Raw genomic sequence first — 8,193 nt, 5'->3', positions numbered from 1 at the left:
GCCTGCAGGCCCAGGCGCGCGGCCCAGTCCTGAAGCAAACCGCCCACCACCTCGCCGGAATACAGCAACCGCTCCGGCATCATCGCCGGCGGGATGCCCAGTGCATCGAGCATCTCGCCCGACCAGCCGCGCGCAACCACATCGTAGACACCGCCGATATTGCCGGCGCTGCTGTGGTCCACCGCCAGCTCGCCGGTCAGGCACCAGTTGATATAGCTGTTGGGCGGCAGCAGGTAGCGCGTGTTGGCCCACACGTCAGGCTGGTGCTGCTTGAGCCAGAGCATCTTGGTGAAGCCGTAGTAGCTGTCCAGCGAGTTGCCGGTGACCGCATACATTCGGTCCAGATCGACATTCCCACGCACCCACGCCACTTGCTCACCGGCACGACGGTCCATCCAGATCAGGCACGGGTGCAACGGTGTGATCTGCGCATCCACCGCGATTCCCGAGCCGCCGTACAGGCTGCTGATGCACAACGCCTTGACCTGTTGCGCCGCAACACCGGCCTTGAGCATGCACTGCGCCACACACGCCTCGACCGCATCCAGCCAGACCTGCGGCCATTGCTCGGCCCAGCGCACTTTCGGCGTATCCACGCGATAGCCCTGGCTGTGCTGGGCGATGATCGTGCCGTGGGCATCCACCAGCAGCGCCTTGGTGCTCTGGGTCCCTATGTCTACACCCATCACGTAGTTCATCGTCAGAGCACCGGCTTCAACAGCACCTTGATCGACTTGGTCGAGTTGGCCAGCTCGAAGGCCTCGGCGAAGTCATCCAGCGGGAAGTCATGGGTGACGATGCCTTTTGACGTGACCAGGCCGCGTTCGAACAGGTCGATGGCAATTGGGTAGCAATACGGACCCAGGTGGGCGCCGCGTACGTCCAGCTCCTTGCGGTCGCCGATGATCGACCAGTCCACGCTGGTCTCGGCGCCGAACACGCTGAATTCGACGAAGCGCCCGAGCTTGCGGATCAGGTCCAGGCCCTGGGTGACGCCGGCCGGTACGCCGGTGGTCTCGATGTACACGTCGCAGCCATAATTATCGGTAAGGCCGTTGATGATTGCGCGAGCGTTGTCCCGCGACGGGTTGATCACCACATCGGCGCCGAACTTTTTCGCCAGCTCCAGACGCTCGTCGACCATGTCGATCACCACCAGTTTCTTCGGCGTCTTCAGCGCCGCCACCTGCACCATGCACAGGCCCAGGGTGCCGGCGCCGGCAATCACCACCACGTCGTCAAGCTGGATATCGCCACGGTTGACCGTATGGATCGAGCAGGCCATGGGCTCCACCAGCGCCGAGTCTTCCAGGGACACCGACTCGGGAATCTTGTGCACGATGGCCGTCTTGGGAATGCGCATGTATTGAGCCATACCGCCCTCGGCGACCTCACGCTGAAAGCCGAAGATGTTGTGCACTTCGCACATCCAGTATTTGCCCGACTTGCAGAATCGGCACTTGCTGCAAGGCACGATCTGCTCGGCGATCACCTTGTCGCCCACCGTCACTTCGAAGTGCACCTCGGCGCCCTCGCCCGCCTCCACCACATAGCCGAAAAACTCGTGGCCCGGCACCACAGGCGCCTTGACCCAGGGATTGTCGCCGCCCCAGAACATCGCCGCGCCGGAATGGCACTTGCAATCGCTGGCGCAGATGCCGCAGGCGGCAATGCGGATCACCAGTTCATTGGGCCGCGCCTGGGGTTTGCCGATGCGTTCCAGGCGGTAGTCTTTGGGGCCGTGGCAGACGACGGCTTGCATATCAGTGTGCTTGTCCATGGTGTTCGTTCCTGTGTGGATAGAGGGTTAGCGATGGCGCTGACGGCTGATAAAGATCGCCAGCAAAATGATTGCGCCCTTGATCACGCTCTGCACGTAAGGCGATACGCCGAGCATGTTCAAGCCGTTGTTCAAGACGCCGAGCAACATGGCGCCGAGCAAGGTGCCGATGATCACGCCGCGCCCGCCGGCAATCGACGCGCCGCCCAGTACCACGGCGGCAATCGCATCCAGTTCGAACGACACACCGGCATTCGGCTGGCCGCTCATCAGGCGTGAGGTCAGCACCAGCCCGGCAATCGCTGCGGTGAGGCCACTGATGCCGTACACCAGCAATTTGAAGCGCGCCGCCCGTACCCCGGACAAGCGCACCGCCTCCTCATTGCCGCCGATGGCGTAGATGTAGCGACCGATGCGCGTGTGCTGCAGCAGCACATAGGCCGCCAGGTAAGTGAGCAGCATGATCAGAATCGGCACCTGGATGCCCAATACGCTGGCGCGGCCGAACACCGCGAACCACTCCGGCAGCCCGGAAATCGGATAGCCGTCGGTGTACATCAGCCCCAGGCCCCGGGCGATGCCCATGGTCGCCAGGGTCACGATGATCGGCGGCATATGCAGGTAGGCCACGAACAGGCCGTTGCCGATGCCGAACGCCACACCCACCAGCATCCCCGCACCGATTGCCAGGCCCGGCGGCAGCCCCGCGACCATCAAGCCGGCCGTGAGCGTGCCGGACAGCGCCATCACCGGCCCCACCGACAGATCAATGCCGCCGGTAAGAATCACGCAGGTCATGCCCACCGCGATGATCGCGTTGATCGACACCTGGCGCGCAATGTTCGACAGGTTGCCGGCGGTGAGGAAGGTGTCGCTGGCGAGAATCATCACCAGGGTCACCACCACCAGCCCGACAAAGGGATAAAACGCCGGCGAGCGCAGCAACCGCGCCAGGTTCAGGCGCAACCGGCCGGTGCCTGCGGCATTAATGGACGTATTCACTTGAGCCCCCTGTTGCATGGCGCATGACCTCTTGAGGATTGACGGCGGACGCTTCCAGCACCTTGACGATCGCGCCCTTGTGGAAGACCGCGACGCGGTCGCACATGCCGATGACTTCCGGCAGTTCGGAGGAAATCATGATGATCGCGTAGCCCTGTTCGGTGAGGCTGCGCATCAGCGCGTAGATCTGCGCCTTGGCGCCGACATCGATGCCCCGGGTGGGCTCGTCGAACACCAGCACGTCGCAGTGGTGGTTGATCCAGCGGGCAATCACAACCTTTTGCTGGTTGCCGCCGCTGAGGTTGAACACGCGGCTTTCCGCGCTGGGCGCCTTGATCGACAGCTGGCGCATCAGCGCTTCGACGCTGGCGCATTCCCTGGCCTTGTCGATCAGGCCCGCGGCGTTCTGGTATTTGGGCAGGTTGTTCAACGAGATATTTTCGCGAATGCTGAAGTCGGTGATCAGCCCTTCGCTCTTGCGGCTCTCCGGGAGCAGGCCGATGCCGTGCGCCAGGGCCTGGGCCGGGTCGTCGAGGCTGACCTTTTCGCCGCGCAGCCACACGTCTTTGCTCACCGAGGGCAGCGCGCCCATCATGCCCAGGGCCAGTTCGGTGCGACCGGAACCGACCAGGCCGGCAAAGCCGAGGATTTCACCGCTGTGCAAGTCAAAGCGGTTATGCGGGCCGTTGCGCACCAGCTGGATGTCCTTGACCTCCAGCAGCAAAGGCCCGCGTGCGGTGCTGGGCTTGGGCGGGAAACTGCATTCCAGGCGGCGGCCGACCATCATCTCGACCAGACGGTCGATATCGCTGTCGGCCACGGCGGTGACGCCTGCATTGCCGCCATCGCGCAACACACTGATGCGGTCGCACACCTGGAAAATCTCCTCCAGATGGTGCGAGATGAAAATCACTGCCACGCCCTGGCGCTTGAGTTCGCGCATGATCTCGAACAGCAGCTCGGCCTCGCTGGGCGTCAGCGTTGCGGTAGGTTCATCGAGCACCAGCAAACGCGCATCCAGGGCCAGGGCCTTGGCGATCTCGACGAACTGCTGCTCGGCCACGCTCAGGTGCCTGACGGCGCATTCCAGGTTAATCGACACGCCCAGGCGCTTGAACAACGCCTCGCAGGCCTCAAGCATTTCGCGTTTACGCAACAGGCCGAAGCGGTTGCTCAGCTCATGGCCGAGGAAGATATTTTCCACCGCCGTGAGGTAGGGAATCAGGCTGAATTCCTGGAACACAATGCCGATGCCGGCGGCAATCGCATCACGGTAGGTCGCAAATTGCCGGGGCTGGCCGTCGATCAGGATCTGCCCTTCGTCCTGATGCTCGACGCCGCCGAGGATCTTCATCAGGGTGGATTTGCCCGCGCCGTTCTCCCCGAGCAACGCGTGGATTTCGCCGCGCTCCACTTGCAGGTTGATGGACTGGAGGGCCTGCACCCCCGGGTAACGCTTACAGATATTTTCCAGCTTCAGAAGACTGCTCATACCGAAGGCCTCGTACTCAGAAGGAAGACCTGCGCCCCACGGCAGACGTGGGGCGCAGGGGTTTACCAGCTGAAGTTTCCGGCCTTGGCCTGGTCGATCAGGGTGATGTCCACCGGGATCGTGGCGGGCACTTGCGAGCCCCACTTCCTGGCCAGGGCAATACCCAGGGCCAGGCGGATCTGGTCACGGGGGTATTGGGCCGAGGTGGCGATGAACTTGCTGCCGGGTTTCTGGATCGCCTTGATCGCTTCCGGCGCACCGTCGACGCTCACCAGCTTCACATCCATGCCGCTGGCTTCGATGGCCGACAGCGCGCCGAGGGAGCCGTTGTCGTTCACGCTGAAAATGCCCTTGAGGGTGGGCTGGGCCTGCAACATGTTTTCGGTGACGGTCAGCGCCTGGTCACGTTCCTGCTTGCCGTTCTGGATGCTGACAATCTTGATGTCCGGGTGCTTGGCCACCGCCTCCTTGCAACCGCGCACACGTTCGAGGATCGGCACCACGGCAATGCCGTCGAGGATGGCGATATTGCCTTTGTCGCCGATGTGCCTGGCCAGGTACTCACAGGCCTGGAAACCGGCATCGAAGTTTTTCGAGCCGACGAAAGAATCCAGCGGGCCCTCCGCCTGGGCGTCCACTGCCACTACGACCACACCGGCAGCATGGGCGGACTTGACCGCCGATTGCACACCGACCGAGTCGGTCGGGTTGATCAGCAGGATATCGATGCCTTTTTGCAGCATGTCTTCAACGTCACTGACCTGCTTGGACACGTCATGCCGGGCGTCGGTAATGATCAGTGTCGCCCCGATGCTCGCGCCGGCTTCTTCCAGGGCGTTCTTCATGGTGACGAAATAGGGGTTGTTGATCTCCTGGAAGGAGGCGCCGATGCGGATCGGCTTGGCGGCTTCGGCAAACACAGGGGAAACGCTGCCCAGAGTGATGCTGGCAGCCAATAAACACAGGGTTTTCGGGAGCATTTTCATGGCGTGGGTCTCTGTTTTGTTTTTATTTTTAGAGCAAATGTTATCGTTAACATTTTTCCAGAAGCTAACAAGGAAATTAGGTCCGCGCAAGGGGCCATTGGTCAGACTCGATCCAAATGTGGGAAGGGGCGGTGCGACGATTCGACTTGCCCCCGACGGCGATATATCAGTTAGCAATGCATTTACTGACACTGCCTCATCGGGGCATAGGCATCTACGCAACTCAGCAGCGCCCAACCGTACCCACGATGCGAAGCGAGTCGCTCTTGATCTTGCTCTGCTTTTGATCTTGATCTCAGGCGCCCCGTTAAACCACGCTGGCCGAACGCAGGCTTGAATCCGTGGGCAACCCGGCAGGACGCCGGGTTAGCCGCCCCGCGCCATGGATGGCGCGTGGCGGCGGCCCACGGATTCAAGCCTGCGTTCGGGCACACCGAGCATTAGCGAGGTGCCGAGTGGTGGGGCAAGAGCGTTTTGCTTACTTTTGCGCTTTTCAAAAGTGAGCCGCTGTAAAAGCGGAACCATTAGCAGCCGTTACCGCAGAAACGGATATGTACTCGGTCCAATCCAACATCCCGGTCGGCCCAGAGGCCGCCATCGGGGGCAAGTCGAAGCGTTGCACCGCCCCTCCCACATTCGAATTGTTACAGCCTGCAAAAATGTGCGGCACACGGCGCAAAAAAGGGGCAGCCCCTGGAGGCTGCCCCTTGCGTTTCACATCACTGAATCAATGGATGATGTCCTGAGTGCAGATATGCCCCAGGCTGACGTATTGCACGTTGTTACCGCCGACGCCCACACCAGGAAATTCGGCCAGCTCGATGCGCCAGCCACCCTGGTTGTAGGTGGTTCTCCAGATGTACGGTACGCCGGTGCTGCTGTCGTTGATCACCGTGGTGTAATCACCGAAGCAGGTACCGATATTGGCCGTGGCCTGGGACACACCCGCGCTGTTGGTGGTCGCCTTGTAGTCGACCCAGCGGTAGTTAAAGTCGACGAAGTGGTTATCCACGCGCAACACCGGGGTGACGCCCAGCAGCGGCGCGCCGGTGGAGTCCGACCACTGGGTCGACCAATTCAGCAGCCGTGCGGTCTGGGTGGCCAGCGGCATCTCGCTCACCGGCACCCGTACGATGTTGTCACCCTTGACACTGCTGGTGTTCAGGCGCGGCGTGGAGCCCAGGCTCAACTGGTAATACTTGCTCGGGTCCTGCGCCACCGCCGGATTGGCCCGCACACGCACCTTCACGGTGGTGCCCGGCGTTACGCTCGGATAGGTCGAGGTGGAGCCGGCCGGCACGGTAATCCAATTGGCGCCATCGAAGCGGTCGAAGATCCACTGGTTACGGCTGCCGTCCTCGTCGCCCGCCAGGTACATGCTCACGCTTTGCCCACGTACCGCCTTGAAGTCGAAGTAATCGACATCGCCGGCATTGTCGAGGTTGCCGCTGACCTTGTTCATCGAGTCGGGCAATACGAACGCGGTTTGCGCGCTGTCGTTGGGCTCGAATGCGTCGATGTTGCTGTCCACCGCCACGCCGAAACTGAACTGCGCGTTATCGGCGACCTTGGCCACCATGTACCAGTAGTAGTCACCGGCCGACAGTACACCGTTGAGGTATTCATCGGCATTGCCTGCGGCATCCGAAGAACCCACCACACTCAGATTGCCCTGGCCGTCATCCTGGAACAGGGTCAGCGACATGTCCGCGCCTGCACTCTGGTTGACCAGTTGCACCAGCACCCGCGCGTTCTGCGCCAGATTGAAGTGGTAGGCAAACTCGTTACCGGCCTGCACCCCATCAACGGTGTAGAGCGTGTTGATATCCAGGGTGGGGAACAGCGGTTCAAACGCGGCGACGGCCGCGCTTTTCAGTTGGCTTTGCGCCGGTTTCTTCAGCTCACCGACCACGCTGTCGAACGGCGCGGACTTGAGGGCTTTGGTCACCGTTTTAGACTGGCCGGACTTGGCCACTGAGAGTTTTTGCTTGAGCTCAGGCGACACCTTCGACGCGTCCAGCTTGCCGCCGGACTTGAGCGCCATGTTCACGGCCTGCTTGACCGCGTCGGCACTGAGTTTCGAAGGCGCTTGATCAGCCAGGGCGCAGGCCGAGACGAAGCAGGAGGCCATCATGGCCGCGCCCAGCATAAGGGCTTTTTTCGATTTCATTTTTTATCCATCCATAGTTAAAAAATAGAAGCTCAGGTGATCGGCGACATCCGGTCACCTGGGATGGACTCTAGGACAATACTGGTTTTATGTACAGTAGTTTTTTCTAAGAGTTGGTTGACCGTTCCGAGGGGGCCAATCAATCAGCTAGTACCCCGTCATCTCCAGATACCCCACCCCACCGTCGAACTTCACCGGCCCCTCCCAATAGGGAATGCCCAGGTTCATCCACGCCTTCGAATTGACGGCCTCGGGGGTGATGTCCAGGTGCTTGCCGGGGATTTTCAGCGACCAACGCGTGGGAATGCTGCGCCCGTCAATCTCGGTGGTGGTCAGCGGCGCCAGTTGGATATCCGCGTTGTGCAGAGTCTCGGTGCCTCCCTGGGCGTCGATCCAGGTGCCGGTGAGGTAGCCGCCGCCGTCCTTTTGCCGCACGCGAAACAGCATCAGTTGTTCGCCTCGGTCCAGGTGCAGGGAGAACCAGTCCCAGCCGGTCTGGTTCGCGGCCAGGGGCTGGCTGCTCCATTCGCGGTCGAGCCAGGCGTTGCCGCTGACCTGGTAGGTCTGGCCGTCGAGCGTGACGCTGCCGTTGGCGCTGAAGAACGGCTGGCTGTAGTAGTAGGACGCCTGGCCCTGGTCGGATTTGCGGCTGTAGCCGTGGTCGCCCTGCAGCACCAGCGGGCGACTGGAGGTCAGTTGCAGGTCGTAGGCGAACTGCGCGCCACTGGCCTTGAGTTGCATATCGGCCAGGGGGTTGGCGGCG

7 protein-coding genes are annotated in these 8,193 nt (G+C 61.7%); all 7 read right to left on the bottom strand.

All coding sequences use genetic code 11. The annotated features are described in order from the left end of the window. On the bottom strand, positions 1 to 698 hold a 698-nt coding region (locus tag BFP90_RS02255), incomplete at its 3' end, for an FGGY family carbohydrate kinase (protein WP_256097411.1). A 2-nt stretch (positions 699 to 700) separates the two neighbouring features. Further along, entirely contained in the window at positions 701 to 1,780 is a 1,080-nt protein-coding gene (locus BFP90_RS02250) for an alcohol dehydrogenase catalytic domain-containing protein (protein WP_065895855.1), read from the bottom strand. Positions 1,781 to 1,807: 27 nt separating this feature from the next. Further along, the gene (locus BFP90_RS02245; protein ID WP_065895856.1) at positions 1,808 to 2,800 is read right to left on the bottom strand and encodes an ABC transporter permease; all 993 of its coding nucleotides are present in this window, start codon (positions 2,798 to 2,800) and stop codon (positions 1,808 to 1,810) included. Continuing rightward, on the bottom strand, positions 2,766 to 4,274 hold the full coding sequence (locus BFP90_RS02240) for a sugar ABC transporter ATP-binding protein (RefSeq protein ID WP_065895854.1): 1,509 nt from the start codon (positions 4,272 to 4,274) through the stop codon (positions 2,766 to 2,768). Before BFP90_RS02240 ends, BFP90_RS02245 begins: the two co-directional genes overlap by 35 nt. A gap of 62 nt (positions 4,275 to 4,336) precedes the next feature. Next, positions 4,337 to 5,260, bottom strand: coding sequence for a substrate-binding domain-containing protein (locus BFP90_RS02235; protein ID WP_065884814.1), 924 nt, complete (start codon positions 5,258 to 5,260; stop codon positions 4,337 to 4,339). Positions 5,261 to 5,987: 727 nt separating this feature from the next. Further along, complete coding sequence (locus BFP90_RS02230) at positions 5,988 to 7,430, bottom strand: hypothetical protein (protein WP_065895853.1); 1,443 nt, start codon at positions 7,428 to 7,430, stop codon at positions 5,988 to 5,990. Positions 7,431 to 7,577: 147 nt separating this feature from the next. Next, positions 7,578 to 8,193, bottom strand: a 616-nt coding sequence (locus tag BFP90_RS02225; protein ID WP_305118335.1) for a lipocalin family protein, incomplete at its 5' end; no start/stop codon positions are given.

It is taken from the genome of Pseudomonas sp. 24 E 13, assembly GCF_900004715.1.
GTDB classification, from domain to species: Bacteria; Pseudomonadota; Gammaproteobacteria; order Pseudomonadales; family Pseudomonadaceae; genus Aquipseudomonas; species Aquipseudomonas orientalis_A.
The sequence above is the reverse complement of the archived record's forward strand: the minus strand, read 5'-3'. Positions and strand labels throughout refer to the sequence as shown.

Bases quoted from the DNA above. Each gene is read 5' to 3' on its own strand.
- BFP90_RS02235 (WP_065884814.1), bottom strand. From the start codon at position 5,260: ATGAAAATGCTCCCGAAAACCCTGTGTTTATTGGCTGCCAGCATCACT.
- BFP90_RS02250 (WP_065895855.1), bottom strand. From the start codon at position 1,780: ATGGACAAGCACACTGATATGCAAGCCGTCGTCTGCCACGGCCCCAAA.
- BFP90_RS02240 (WP_065895854.1), bottom strand. From the start codon at position 4,274: ATGAGCAGTCTTCTGAAGCTGGAAAATATCTGTAAGCGTTACCCGGGG.
- BFP90_RS02230 (WP_065895853.1), bottom strand. From the start codon at position 7,430: ATGAAATCGAAAAAAGCCCTTATGCTGGGCGCGGCCATGATGGCCTCC.
- BFP90_RS02245 (WP_065895856.1), bottom strand. From the start codon at position 2,800: ATGCAACAGGGGGCTCAAGTGAATACGTCCATTAATGCCGCAGGCACC.